Raw genomic sequence first — 12,274 nt, 5'->3', positions numbered from 1 at the left:
TCATCAGTCGTTCCACAGCCAGGCCGCGCCGCGAACGCCGGAGCTGTCTCCATGCATCGCCTTGCGGATCGGCACGTCATACTGATCTGAGAAGATATGCGGTTGCATGGCCTCCGGCAATGCGGCGTAAAGCTCCGGGATGTTGGACATGCCGCCGCCCAGCACGAACACGTCCGGGTCGAGGATGTTGGCGACCATCGCCATCGCCCGGCCGAGCCGGCTGATATAGCGCTCCAGCGTTGCCTGCGCCGCCCGCTCGTCGGCATGCACCCGCTCCATGATCTGCGCGCCGGTCAGTTCCTCGCCGGTGCTGTCGCGGTAGTCGCGCTGAAAGCCGGTGCCGGAACACAAAAGGTCGATGGTGCCGCGATGGCCGGTCCAGCACATCGGCCCGGGAAACTCGTCCTCGCGCATCCACGGCAGGGAGATGTTGCCCCATTCCCCGCCGATGCCATTGGCACCGCGATGGGCCTTGCCGTCGATGGCGATGCCGGAGCCGCAGCCGGTGCCGATGATGATGGCGTGGACGATTCGTGCGCCGGCCCCGGCGCCGTCCGTCGCCTCGGAGACGGCCAGGCAATTGGCGTCGTTCTGGATCCGCACCGGGCGCCCCAGCGCCTGCTCCAGATCGCGGTCGAGCGGCTTGCCGTTCATCCAGGTGGAGTTGGCGTTCTTGACGAGGCCGGTGGCCGGCGAAAGCGACCCGGGAATGCCGAGCCCGACCGTGCCGCGTTGCCCGGCCGCCTGTTCGGCGGCGGCGACCAGATCGGTGACGGTGCGGATGCAGCCCTCATAGTCGCCGCGCGGGGTCGGCAGCCGCTTGCGAAAGCGTTCCTCGCCATCAAGACCAAGCGCGATGATCTCCATCTTGGTGCCGCCCCAGTCGATCCCGAGCCGCATGGGTACTCCTCCGTCCACTGTCATCTCCGCCCGGCTGGCGCTGGCGTGCCGTCCGCCCGTTCCGCCGCTTCGTCCGCGCGCCGTGCCGCAAGGGCTGCGTCGAGGCTGGGGGCGGCGGCCACCAGCTCCCGTGTATAGGGATGGTGGGGCTGGTCGAACACCGCGCTGGTCGGCCCGCGTTCGACGATTTGCCCCCCGCGCATCACCATCACCTCGTCGGTGATCGCCCGCACCACCGACAGGTCATGGGAGATGAACAGATAGGCCAGCCCGAGGCGGGCGCGCAGGTCGGCGAACAAGTCGAGGATCTGCGCCCGGATCGATACATCCAGCGCGGAGACCGGTTCATCGGCGATGATCAGCCGCGGGCGGGTGACGAGCGCCCGGGCGATGGCGATGCGTTGCCGCTGACCGCCGGAAAACTCATGGGGATATTTGCCCGCGTCAGTGGCGGAAAGTCCCACCTCGTCGAGCGCGTCCCGCACCCGCTGGCGTTTCTCCGCCGGGGTGATCTCCCGGCGCAGCAGATGCAGCGGCTCGGCGATGATCCGCCCCACCTGATGGCGCGGATTGAAGCTGCCATAGGGGTCCTGAAACACCACCTGCACCGTCCGGTGCACCGCCTCCCGGGTTTCGCCCCGAGCGGAAAACGGATCCTGTCCGAGCACGGAGATGGCGCCGTCATCCGGCGCTTCAAGCCCGAGCAACGCCCGCGCCAGCGTGGACTTGCCGCAGCCGCTTTCGCCGACCAGCCCGACGCTCTGGCCCGGATGAATGTCGAAGCTGACCCGATCGACCGCCGTCACCGGTGGCGGGCGGCGAAACAGCGACCGCCGCCGTCCGGCATAGCAGCGCACCAGATCGCGCACGCACAGCAGCGGCGCCGTCTGGGGTGAGGGCGGTCCCGCGGGGGCCTCTGGTGCGCGCGCAGGCACATGGGTCGTCGCCTCCAGCAGTGCCTGGGAATAGGGATGGGCGAGATTGGCGAACAGATGGGCCGTCGGCCCGGTCTCGACGATTTCGCCGGCCTTCATGATCGCCACCCGGTCGGCCATGCGCGCGACCACGGCCAGGTCGTGGCTGATCAGCAGGCACCCCATCTTGCGGGTTTCGACGATATCGCGGATCAGGTCGAGGATCTGCGCCTGGATGGTGACGTCGAGCGCGGTGGTCGGTTCGTCGGCGATCAGCAGTTCCGGATCGCAGGCGATGGCGAGGGCGATCACCACCCGCTGCCGCTGTCCGCCGGATAGTTGATGCGGGAACCGCTCCGGACCGACCCCGGCGGTGGTCAGCCCCACCCGGTCGAGCAGGGCGCGGGCCCGCTCCGCCGCCTTACTGCGGGAGAGCCGCAAATGCCAGATCAGCCCCTCGGCGATCTGCGCGCCAATGGTCTTGACCGGATTGAGCGCGGTCATCGGCTCCTGAAACACCATGCCGATGCGCCGGCCGCGCAGGCGGCACAGCTCCGGCTCGGGCATGGAAAGAAGGTCCGCTCCGGTAAGACGCAAGGTGCCGCGCACCTCCGCCCCCTCAGGCAGCAATTGCATCGCCGCCAGCGCCGTCATGGATTTGCCCGACCCGCTCTCGCCGACAAGGCCAAGGGTTTCGCCCGGCGCGATGCTCAGATCGACAGATCGGAGGATCGGCGTTCCGTGGATCGACAGCGACAGGCCGCGCGCGTCCAGCAGCGTCATGGTGCCATCCCTTGCGACCGCCGCCGCTTCAGGCGCGGATCGAGCGCATCGCGCAGGCCGTCGCCCATCAGGTTGAGCCCGAGCACGGTGAGGACGATGGCCAGCCCCGGATAGAGCGCCAGCGACGGCGCCATCATCATCATGGTCTGCGCCTCGTTCAGCATCCGCCCCCAGGAGGCGAGCGGCGGCTGGGCGCCGAGCCCGACGTAGGAGAGGCCGGCCTCGGCGAGAATGCCGAGCGAAAACTGGATCGTTCCCTGCACGATCAGAAGGTTGGCGATGTTGGGCAGAATGTGCTCGGCGGTGATGCGCAGCTGCCCCTTGCCGGACACGCGCGCGGCCAGCACGAACTCCCGCGATCCGGTCGCCAGTGCGCCGCCACGCGCCACCCGGGCGAACACCGGGATGTTGAAGATGCCGATGGCCAGCACCGCGTTGACCGCGCCCGGCCCGAGGATCGCGGTGATCATCACCGCCGACAACAGTGCCGGGAAGGCGAACACCAGATCGTTGAGGCGCATCAGCGCTTCGTCGAGCCAGCCGCCGCGCGCGGCTGCCAGAAGGCCCAGCGGCACGCCGATGAGCGCGCCGATGCCCACGGCGAGGAGGGCAACGGCGATGGAGGTGCGCGCGCCCACCATCAGCATCGACAGCATGTCGCGGCCATAGTGATCGGTGCCGAAGGGATGGGCGAGGGACGGGCCTTGCAGCCGGTCGGCGACCGAGAGAACGTCGATCGGGTAGGGCGTCCAGACCAGCGACAGCGCGGCGGCGGCAGTGACCAGGCCAACGATGGTGCCGCCGACCGCCAGGGCCCGGTGCTGCCGCAGGGTGCGGAGGAACGCGCGCACGGCCATGGGCTCAGCGGCTCCGCAGGCGCGGATCGGCCAGCGCATAGGCCAGATCCACCAGGAAGGTGACGAGGATCACCGTGGCGACCAGCAGCACCACCACGCTGCGCACCACGATCAGGTCCCGCTGGGTGATGGCCTGGAAGATCAGCCGCCCCAGCCCGGGCAGGTAGAACACGTTCTCGATGATGATGGTGCCGGCGATCAGGAAGGAGAATTGCAGGCCGAGAATGGTCAGCACCGGGATCAGCGCGTTGCGAACCGCATGGCGCCACAAGGTGGCGTGCCGAGTCAGCCCCTTGGCCCGGGCGGTGCGGATGTAATCCTCGCCCAGCGTGTCGATCAGCGCCGAGCGCATCACCCGGGCGAGGATCGCCGCCTGCGGCAGGGCCAGGGCGATGGCCGGCAGCAGCAGCGCCTTCAGCGCCGGCACCAGCCCCGCTTCCCAGCCGGGAAAGCCGCCGGAGGGCACGAGCCGCAAACTCACCGCGAAGACGAACACCAGCAGCATGGCGAACCAGAAATTCGGCACGGCAATGCCGATCTGGGCAAGGCCCATCAGGCTGCTGTCCTGCCAGCTTCCGCGCCGGCTGGCGGCGATCACCCCGACCGGAATGGCGATGGCGGTGGACAGGACGAGCGCCAAGAGCGCCAGCGGCAGCGAGACCAGCAGGCGCGCGGCGACAAGCTCCGAGACCGGAACCGCATAGGTGTGGCTGATGCCGAGATCCCCAGTGACAAAGCCCGCGACCCAGTCGCCGTAGCGCAGCAAGGCCGGCCGGTCGAGGCCAAGTTCGCCGCGCAGTGCGGCCAGCGTGTCTTCGCTGGCATTCATGCCCAGCATCAGTTCGGCCGGATCGCCGGGCAGGATTTCCAGAACGAGGAACACCACCAGCGTCGCCAGCAGCAGCGTTGCGGACAGGCTGGCCAGTCGTTTGGCGGCATAGACCAGCATGGGGTCTCACGTCTCCGGAAGATTCTCTTGTGTCGGTCTGAAGGCTATAGTGGATGTCTTTCCCGGAAAAGGGAGAATGCACCGGAGCTGCAACCGTGAGGCCCTGTGGAGAAAAGGTGAAAAACCGACGCTCTTGCAGGTGCATCGGGCCGTGGGAGCAAGTAGTCTCTGGCTCCCATTCAACGAGAACAGGATCCCGGGTGCCCTCATGACCTTCTGGAGCAAGTTTGCCCTTGTCGGCCTCGCCGCGCTGCTGCCGCAGATGGCCGCCGCCGAAACGCGCATCACCTACAAAGCCGCCAAGACCGGATCGTCCTACTACCAGATGGCGGTGCAGATCGCCGAGGCGGTCAAGGCCGGCACCGATGGCGAGGTGATCGTCACCGTCGAGGAAAGCCAGGGCTCCGTCCAGAACGTGATGGAAGCGGCGGTGCGTCCGGGGAACTACTTCTTCACCTCGCCGCCGGCGCTGATCGGGCTCGCCCAGGGCGGCAAGGCAATGTTCAAGGACAAGGGCAACCCGAAGTTCGACGAGATCCGGGCGCTGTTCCCGATCCCCTCGCTGACCATGCATTTCGTCATGCGCTCCGACAGCGGCGTGACGGATTTCCCCGGCATGGCCGGCAAGACGATCCTGATCGGCAAGGGCAGCTTCGGCGCGCGTGAAGGGGCCAAGTATCTTGAGCTCTTCGGCCTGACCGACAAGGTCAAGCTCGCCGACGCGGAACTGTCGAACGCCGGTCCTGCCCTGAAGAACGGCCAGATCGACGGTTTCGTCACCTCCGGGTCCTACCCGGCGCCGAATGTGATCGAGGCCGCCGCCGGCACCGGCATCACGCTGCTGTCGCTCTCCGACGAGCAGATCGCCAAGACCAAGCGCACCAAGCTGGTCATTCCCGCCGGCACCTATGCCGGACAGGACGCGCCGGTGACCACCACCTCGCTGCCGGTGATCGCCTACACCACCACGGCGATGGACGACGACACCGCCTATCTGATCACCCGCACCTTCTGGGAAGAGAAGGCGAAGATGGCCGATACGGCGCCCTGGTGGAAGGGTGTGACCACCGAGATGCTGGCCAACATCAGCGGCAAGATCCATCCCGGCGCGGCGCGCTACTACGCCGAGGCGGGCGTTGCCCTGACTGACGCGCAGAAGTGACGACATCGTCTTGACCGGTCGCCGCCTTTGGTGGCCGGCAAGGTCTCCGGACCCGGCTTTCCCGTCCATCGATCAGGACGGGGCCGGGCCGGTCTTTCCGGAAAGTTCGCGAATGTCTGTCCCCGCCCGCCTGTTCTGGACGGCGCTTGGCGCGCTGTCGATCGGCTTTCACCTTTATCTGGTGTTCTCCGGTCTGGTGCCCAATCTGGTTTCCCGGCCGCTGCACATGGCGCTGGCGTTGCCCTTCGTCCTCGTGCTGATGGCCGGCAGCGCCTCCGCGCGCCGCTCCGGCGCGGTGATCGCCGCCATCGGCATCGGCGTCTGTCTGTGGATCGCGCTGAACGCTTCGGCGCTGGGCGATCAATACGGCTACCTGACCGGGCCGGGGCAGATGGCGCTGGCGCTGGTGTTGCTGGCGGTGGTGCTGGAGATGGCCCGCCGCGCCATCGGCTGGCCGCTGCCGCTGGTGGCCGCGCTGGCGCTGGCCTATGCGGTCTGGGGCGAATACATCCCCGGTGAGTTCGGCCATTCCGGCCTGCCGATGTCCAGCCTGTTCGGCACCCTGACCATCACCGAAGGCGGGGTCTGGGGCTCGCTGACCGGGGTGTCCGTCTCCGTGGTGTCGATCTTCGTGATCTTCGGCGCTGTGCTCAATGCCGGCGAGGCCGGGCAGGGCTTCATGAATGTGGCTGCCGCCGCCGCCGGACGGCTGCGCGGCGGCGCCGCCAAGGTGTCCGTCCTGTCCTCGGCGCTGTTCGGCTCGATCTCCGGCTCCGCCTCGGCCAATGTCGCCTCCACCGGGGCGATCACCCTGCCGGCGATGACCCGGCTCGGCTATCCGCGCGCGCTCGCTGGTGCGGTCGAGGCGGTGGCCTCCTCGGGCGGTCAGATCATGCCGCCGCTGATGGGCGCCGGCGCCTTCGTCATGGTGGAGCTGACCGGCACCCCCTATGTGGGCATCATGGCGGCGGCGGCGCTGCCGGCGCTGCTTTACTTCATTGCCGTCTGGGTCGGTATCGACGCCTTTTCCCTGCGCCATGAGCTGAAGGGGCTGCCGGCCGACGAGCGCCCGTCGCCGCGTCTCGTGCTGATCACCTCGGCGTTCTTCCTGGTGCCCTTTTCGGTTCTGCTCTGGGGCATGTTCGGCGCCGGGGTCACCCCGCAATACGCCGCCTGTCTTGCCATCGTCGCCGGGGCGCTGCTGCTGACGCTTGACGTGCGGCTCAGCTTCGATCGCCGGCGCACGCTGGGGCGGATCGAAACCGTCTGCATCACCGGCGGGCGGCAGATCGCCACCATCGCCGCCATCATCCTGTGCGCCTCGATCATCATCGGCGTGCTCGGCCTCACCGGGCTCGGCGTGAAAATCACCTCGCTGATCCTGTCCGGCTCCGGTGGCCTGCTCTGGCCGGCGCTGCTGCTCACCGCCATTGCCTGTCTCATCCTGGGCATGGAAGTGCCGACGACAGCGGCCTACGTGATCTGTGTGTCCGTCGCCGGCCCGGCGTTGATCGACCTGGGGCTGTCACCGCTGCAGGCCCATCTCTTCGTCTTCTGGTATGCGCTGTTGTCGACCATCACCCCGCCGGTCTGTGGCGCGGTGTTCATCGCCGCCGGCATGGTCGGCGAAAACTGGCTGAAGGTGGCGATCTCGGCGATGGCGCTGGGGCTCGGCCTCTATCTCGTGCCGCTGGGGATGATCGCCAATCCGGCCTTGATCGAGCTGACCGCCGCCCCGGTCGCCGCATTGCTGGCGATGGTCAAGGTCGGCGCCGGCCTTGCCGCCATCTCCTGCGGCGTGATCGCCCCGCTCAATCCGCTGCTCCGAGCTGGGCTCGTGCTGCTCGGGGCGGCGCTGCTGTTCCTCGGCGGGTAATCGCGCTTCGGAGCACAAGCTGCGGCGACAACTGAGGGAAGGGATAAGGCTCCGCCCAAGGGGTCACTTCGGCGGGCAGGCCGCATCACCGGCACGGCCCGCCGGTGCGCCGCCCATGAGCACATCGGCCGAACCGGCCGCCACGCAGCCCTCCACCGGCGCGATGAAACGCACCGCTGGTTGCCCCTCGACCATGATCCCCGGCACGGTCTCGAACATGCCGGGCGGGCAGGTCGCCACATCCGACAGCCGTAGCGCGGGCCGGCCGTTGATCATCACCGAGGATGCGCCGGTCTGGGCGCAGGCCGGCATGTCCTGCGCTGAGGCGACATGCGGGAAGGGCAGCAGCGCCAGCAGTACCCCGGCGAAGGCGCACCGCGCGGCTCTGGACGCCCGACGCAGGCGGGCCGGCGGATGCGGGGCGGAGAAGGTGATGTCAGGACAGATGCTCATCGCGCGACTGTAAGCTCCGGGCGGTGATCGGAAAAGGCGAAAGGGGATCGGAAGGGTCGACCTGGGCGGGCCATCGCTCCGAAAGTGCGGTATCCGTCCTGTCGGTTTTGCCTCGGCGTTGCAGCGAGCGCCTGCGTCCTCCGCCTTGTCCCGGACATTTCCCCCGCTCCGCGTCCTCCCGGACGACGCGCAAGCGGAGATCCGGGATCGGCGAGCCACGGTCTGTCGGGTCCAGTCCATTGCAAACGCGCGTCTTTCGGCTCTCCGACCCCGGGTCGCGCAAAAGCTTGCCCGGGATGACGCCGGGAGGAGCGGGTTGCCGTTACCGCCCCGGCCTGCCGCTTTTCTTCGGGCGGCCGCGATGGCGTTTTTCTTCTGTCGGGTCCTCGTAGGAGCCGGCGCCGATCTTGCCGCGCACGACCGGGCGGACATCCTCTTCCGCCGTGGCCGCATCGGGGCGCCGCTTCTGCGGCGTCGGCTTGCCGGACAACGGCACTTCCGTCCGGCCCACCGTCATTTCATCGAGGGTATTCTTGCGCACCTTCGAGGCCGTGGGCAGGTTGGCGCTGGCGCCGTATTTCTTGTCGCCGCGATAGCCGCCGCTGCGCTCTTCCACCGCCGACTGGCGCGCCAGCGGATCGTCGGCGACGGCCAGCTCCGTTTCCTGCAGCCGCTTGACCTCGTCGCGCAGCCGCGCCGCCGTCTCGAACTCCAGGTTGGCGGCCGCCTCGCGCATCTGCTTTTCCAGATCCTCGATATGGGCCTTGAGATTGTGGCCGACGAGCCCGTCCTCCTCGGCGAAGCCCGAGTCCACCGTCACGTGATCCTGTTCGTAAACGCTCTGCAGGATGTCGCCGATGGTCCGGCGCACGCTTTCCGGCGTGATGCCATGCTCGGTGTTGTAGGCGGTCTGCTTCTCCCGGCGCCGGTTGGTCTCGGCGATGGCCCGCTCCATCGACCCGGTGGTCCGGTCGGCGTAAAGCACCACCTTGCCGTCGACGTTTCGCGCCGCGCGGCCAATGGTCTGGATCAGCGAGGTCTCCGAGCGCAGGAAGCCTTCCTTGTCCGCATCGAGAATGGCGACCAGCGCGCATTCGGGAATGTCCAATCCCTCGCGCAACAGGTTGATGCCGACCAGCACGTCGAAGGCGCCGAGACGCAGGTCGCGAATGATCTCGATCCGCTCCAGTGTGTCGATGTCCGAATGCATGTAGCGCACGCGCACGCCGTTCTCATGCAGGTATTCGGTCAGGTCCTCGGCCATGCGCTTGGTCAGCACGGTGACCAGCGTGCGCAGGCCCTTGGCGGCGACCACGCGCACCTCGCCCAGGAGATCGTCGACCTGGGAGGAGGCGGGGCGAATGTCGATCTGCGGATCGATCAGCCCGGTCGGACGGATCACCTGTTCGGCGAAGACGCCGCCGGCTTCTTCCATCTCCCAGGAGCCGGGGGTGGCGGAGACGCAGATGGTCTGCGGCCGCATCGCGTCCCATTCCTCGAAGCGCAAGGGCCGGTTGTCCATGCAGGAGGGCAGGCGGAAGCCGTATTCCGCCAGTGTCGCCTTGCGGCGGAAGTCACCCCGGTACATGGCGCCGATCTGCGGGATCGTCACATGGCTTTCGTCGGCGAAGACGAGCGCATTGTCCGGCAGGTATTCGAACAGTGTCGGCGGCGGCTCGCCCGGCGCCCGGCCGGTGAGGTAGCGCGAGTAGTTCTCGATGCCGGCGCAGGAGCCGGTCGCCTCCATCATCTCCAGATCGAACAGGGTGCGCTGCTCCAGCCGCTGCGCCTCCAGCAGCCGGCCATGGGCGGTGAGTTCTTCCAGCCGCTGTTTCAATTCGGATTTGATCGACTTGGTGGCCTGTGCCAGCGTCGGCTTCGGTGTCACATAGTGGGAGTTGGCGTAGATCTTGACGCTCTTCATCTCCGCCGATTTCTGCCCGGTGAGCGGGTCGAACTCGGTGATCGCCTCGATCTCGTCGCCGAACAGCGACACCCGCCAGGCCCGGTCCTCATAGTGGGCGGGGAAGATCTCGACGGTGTCGCCGCGCACCCGGAAGGTGCCGCGCTGGAAGGCGGCGTCATTGCGCTTGTATTGCAGAGCGACGAGATCGGCGAGCAACTGGCGTTGGTCGATGCGCTCGCCCACCTCGATGGCGAAGGTCATCGCCGTATAGGTCTCGACCGAACCGATACCGTAGATACAGGAGACCGAGGCGACGATGATCACGTCATCCCGTTCCAGCAGGGCCCGGGTGGCCGAATGGCGCATCCGGTCGATCTGCTCGTTGATCGAGCTTTCCTTCTCGATGAACGTGTCCGTGCGCGGGACATAGGCCTCCGGCTGGTAGTAGTCGTAGTAGGAGACGAAATATTCCACCGCATTGTCGGGGAAGAACGATTTGAACTCGCCGTAGAGCTGGGCGGCCAGCGTCTTGTTCGGCGCCAGGATCAGCGCCGGGCGCTGGGTGCGGGCGATCACCTGCGCCATGGTGTAGGTCTTGCCCGAGCCGGTGACGCCGAGCAGAACCTGGGTCTTGTCCTCGTCGGCAAGCCCCTCGACCAGATCGGCGATGGCGGTCGGTTGATCGCCTTTCGGCTCGTACTCCGAGACCAGCTTGATCGGCACGCCGCCTTCGGACTTTGCGGGGCGAACCGGGCGGTGCGGCGCCCAGGCCTCGCCGTTCTTGTGCAGCGGGTTGCCGCTCTCGATCAGCACCGACAGGGCGCGCACGGTTTCGGTATGGCCGGTGGAGCCATCGGACATCTCCGGCGGCGGTGCCTTTCCCTTGCGCTTGTTGCGCTTTTTCGTCTCCGCGACCTGCTTTTCCAGCAGCGCCTCGGCATCCTCCAGCGAGATGTCGAGCCCGGCGACCGGATTGAGCCCGCCGGCGGCGCGTTCGCGCGGGTCGTTGCTGGCGCCCATGGAGGTGCCCCGGGCCGACCGGGCCGGTTTGGCCTTGGCGCCCGTCTTGGTCGCGGCCTTGTCGGCCTTCTTCGCCTTGGATGGAGCTGCCGGTTCTTGGGTCTTGTCAGCGGAAGTGGGAGCGCCGTCTTCCTCGGATATCTGCCGCGCCCAATCGGACACCCCGCCGGAGAGGCGCGCGCCCTCGAAAGAAGCCTGAGGCGCTTCGCCGAAACCAGTGGGCGCATCGTCGCCGGTGGGCAGCGCGTCGGGGTCGGGCGCGCCGGCATTCGGACGGGAGGAGGAGGGTCGCTTGGCCATGGCGGCAATATGGGGCGAAAGCCTCGGCCGGAAAACCCCGCGCTTGCGGCTTGTCCGCGCATTTCCGCTCTCCCCGCACCGTTGCTGACAGCACGGTGGCAGCAGGAGGGAGGGGAAAGGCCTGGGCGTCGGTTCTCTCCCGCAGGAAATGCCGTGGCCGGGTCTCCGCTTGACAAAGCCGCCGCAAGCGAAGAGGTACGGCCCCAGGTGCCGGGCAGGCATGACGGGATGTGGGGGAGAGATTGTGACCTGGTCGAGCGAAATCGGAAAAGTTGCCGAGCTGTGCAAGCAGGCAGGTGATGCGATCCTGCGGTTTCACCGCTTGGGCGTGGACGTCGAACACAGTCGATGTATTGGTGGGTTGCCAGGCTGTTTACAGAAGCCGATCGTTTGACCCTTGTCTCCTTTATCCCCGTCCGGGCGGAACAGAGAACCGTGCGGGATCTGCTCGACGGTGTCGAGTGCATTGAGGTATTTGCGCGATACGCCGATTGAAGAGTGTCGTCGGCGTTCTCCAAAAGCGCTCCGTAAGAAGGCGGATTGGGAAAGCTGCCGAAATTTACCGGTGCCGCAGCGCTTGACGGTGGCCCGGAACGTGATGGGATAATGGGGAGACTGCGTTGGCGTTCTGAAAAAGGCGCAGCCGAGTTGCAACGTTTCGGTTAACGAATTGCGATAGTACTATAATCCTGTTTACCGCGCAGGTTTGGCGGAACCAGATTGACTGTTCCCCGTCAGCGCTCATGGCACAGATTTGAGGTTGTGATTTAAGGAGGATTTGGGCTTCGTCGTAGTGACGAAGGAACGAAGATGAAGCCCAATGAGCTACTCCCCATCGGCTGGACAGGATCTGGCGTAATTTAAGCTACTCGTTGCACCTGCTGATCGGGTTGGTTGATATCATTTCTCTGCCAATAGGCCAGCACCGGAGGCTTGCCGCCGAGGGCTGAGTGAGGACGCTGGTGGTTGTAGAAGGTCATCCATTTCCGGATGGCCGCTTTCGTCTCTGATCCGGTCTCCCAGGCATGCAGGTAGACGCACTCGTATTTCAGGGTTCGCCACAGCCGCTCAATGAAGATGTTGTCGAGGAACCGACCTTTCCCATCCATCGATATCCGGACGCCCGATCGGCGGAGCCGATCCGTCCAGGCGAA

9 protein-coding genes are annotated in these 12,274 nt (G+C 66.9%); 2 read left to right on the top strand and 7 right to left on the bottom strand.

Annotated elements, in window-relative coordinates; all coding sequences use genetic code 11:
- Window positions 1-3: 3 nt before the first annotated feature.
- The 4 genes from LC062_RS08480 to LC062_RS08465 are packed head-to-tail and all read right to left on the bottom strand — an operon-like array spanning window position 4 to window position 4,403.
- Window positions 4-900: an ROK family protein gene (locus LC062_RS08480; protein WP_224910605.1), complete on the bottom strand. Its 897-nt coding sequence runs from the start codon at window positions 898-900 to the stop codon at window positions 4-6.
- 20 nt (window positions 901-920) lie between these two features.
- Window positions 921-2,597, bottom strand: coding sequence for an ABC transporter ATP-binding protein (locus tag LC062_RS08475; protein ID WP_224910604.1), 1,677 nt, complete (start codon window positions 2,595-2,597; stop codon window positions 921-923).
- Window positions 2,594-3,454 carry an ABC transporter permease gene (locus LC062_RS08470; protein ID WP_224910603.1) on the bottom strand — a complete coding sequence of 287 codons (861 nt, stop codon included), beginning with the start codon at window positions 3,452-3,454 and terminating at the stop codon, window positions 2,594-2,596. Before LC062_RS08470 ends, LC062_RS08475 begins: the two co-directional genes overlap by 4 nt.
- Window positions 3,455-3,458: 4 nt before the next feature.
- On the bottom strand, window positions 3,459-4,403 hold the full coding sequence (locus LC062_RS08465; protein WP_224910602.1) for an ABC transporter permease: 945 nt from the start codon (window positions 4,401-4,403) through the stop codon (window positions 3,459-3,461).
- A gap of 208 nt (window positions 4,404-4,611) precedes the next feature.
- On the opposite strand from LC062_RS08465, the gene LC062_RS08460 reads away from it, so the two are divergent.
- Both LC062_RS08460 and LC062_RS08455 read left to right on the top strand, forming a co-directional pair.
- A complete protein-coding gene (locus LC062_RS08460; RefSeq protein WP_224910601.1) occupies window positions 4,612-5,565 on the top strand; it encodes a TAXI family TRAP transporter solute-binding subunit in 954 nt (317 codons plus the stop codon).
- 112 nt (window positions 5,566-5,677) lie between these two features.
- A complete protein-coding gene (locus LC062_RS08455; protein WP_224910600.1) occupies window positions 5,678-7,441 on the top strand; it encodes a TRAP transporter permease in 1,764 nt (587 codons plus the stop codon).
- 63 nt (window positions 7,442-7,504) lie between these two features.
- Here the strand turns inward: LC062_RS08455 and LC062_RS08450 are convergent, their stop codons facing one another.
- From LC062_RS08450 to LC062_RS08440, 3 genes are all read right to left on the bottom strand, one after another.
- Window positions 7,505-7,894, bottom strand: a complete 390-nt coding sequence (locus LC062_RS08450; RefSeq protein ID WP_224910599.1) for a PAAR domain-containing protein — start codon at window positions 7,892-7,894, stop codon at window positions 7,505-7,507.
- Window positions 7,895-8,216: 322 nt separating this feature from the next.
- Window positions 8,217-11,120: an excinuclease ABC subunit UvrB gene (gene uvrB / locus LC062_RS08445; protein ID WP_224910598.1), complete on the bottom strand. Its 2,904-nt coding sequence runs from the start codon at window positions 11,118-11,120 to the stop codon at window positions 8,217-8,219.
- An 860-nt stretch (window positions 11,121-11,980) separates the two neighbouring features.
- The coding region (locus tag LC062_RS08440; protein WP_224910597.1) for an integrase core domain-containing protein at window positions 11,981-12,274 on the bottom strand (294 nt) is incomplete at its 5' end.

This window comes from Stappia indica (assembly GCF_020177335.1).
Lineage (GTDB): Bacteria > Pseudomonadota > Alphaproteobacteria > Rhizobiales > Stappiaceae > Stappia > Stappia indica_B.
The sequence above is the reverse complement of the archived record's forward strand: the minus strand, read 5'-3'. Positions and strand labels throughout refer to the sequence as shown.

Excerpts from the sequence above, each read along its gene's own strand:
- LC062_RS08480 (WP_224910605.1), bottom strand. The coding sequence starts at position 900 with ATGCGGCTCGGGATCGACTGGGGCGGCACCAAGATGGAGATCATCGCG.
- LC062_RS08475 (WP_224910604.1), bottom strand. The coding sequence starts at position 2,597 with ATGACGCTGCTGGACGCGCGCGGCCTGTCGCTGTCGATCCACGGAACG.
- LC062_RS08470 (WP_224910603.1), bottom strand. The coding sequence starts at position 3,454 with ATGGCCGTGCGCGCGTTCCTCCGCACCCTGCGGCAGCACCGGGCCCTG.
- LC062_RS08465 (WP_224910602.1), bottom strand. The coding sequence starts at position 4,403 with ATGCTGGTCTATGCCGCCAAACGACTGGCCAGCCTGTCCGCAACGCTG.
- LC062_RS08460 (WP_224910601.1), top strand. The coding sequence starts at position 4,612 with ATGACCTTCTGGAGCAAGTTTGCCCTTGTCGGCCTCGCCGCGCTGCTG.
- LC062_RS08455 (WP_224910600.1), top strand. The coding sequence starts at position 5,678 with ATGTCTGTCCCCGCCCGCCTGTTCTGGACGGCGCTTGGCGCGCTGTCG.
- LC062_RS08450 (WP_224910599.1), bottom strand. The coding sequence starts at position 7,894 with ATGAGCATCTGTCCTGACATCACCTTCTCCGCCCCGCATCCGCCGGCC.
- uvrB (WP_224910598.1), bottom strand. The coding sequence starts at position 11,120 with ATGGCCAAGCGACCCTCCTCCTCCCGTCCGAATGCCGGCGCGCCCGAC.